The sequence below is a fragment of the Rhodococcus sp. ARC_M6 genome (genome assembly GCF_022810305.1).
Classification (GTDB): domain Bacteria; phylum Actinomycetota; class Actinomycetes; order Mycobacteriales; family Mycobacteriaceae; genus Rhodococcus_F.
Genome location: NZ_JALGQH010000084.1, coordinates 1 through 495, shown reverse-complemented (window position 1 = coordinate 495; position 495 = coordinate 1). Strand labels below are relative to the sequence as shown.

Genomic DNA, 495 nt, shown 5'->3' with positions numbered 1-495 from the left:
GGTAGTTCGCTGCTGAATGCCCAGCCCTTGGACCATTCGGGGCGGAAGGTCGCGTTGTCGTCGTTGTAGTGGCTGCGCATCCACTGTTCCATTTCGCGGTAGAACGCGAACATGCCGGGAGTGCCGGGGACGCCGAGGACGTTGAGCCAGATCGCGGTGTCCCACTCGGGGTGGTCCGGGCGGGGGCGCATCGCGGAGATGGTGGGGGCGCCGGCGGAGGGGACTTGGACGTCATCGGCTTGGTCGAGGCCGCAGCAGCGGATTTCGACGGGTCCGTTGAGGGGGAACTGGCCGAGGGAGCGGTAGTGCTCGATGCGGCCGTTGTACCACGCGGTGAAGTCGTGGATGACCTGGCCGATGTTGGCGCGGGAGGTGATGACGGCGCCGCCGCCTTCGGTCAGTCGGAGGGTGGTGGCTTTGATGTAGAACTGGACGTCTTTGGACCAGCCCCAGATGTCGTTGGCGTTGGTGACGGCGAGGCCGGCGACGGTGGTC

Annotated in this window: 1 protein-coding gene; it reads right to left on the bottom strand. The window is 66.5% G+C overall.

Annotated features, from left to right (window positions below; all coding sequences use genetic code 11):
• Positions 1–495 (bottom strand): cholesterol oxidase substrate-binding domain-containing protein (locus MTX36_RS29480; protein WP_279395138.1); only part of this gene is annotated, 495 nt, incomplete at both ends.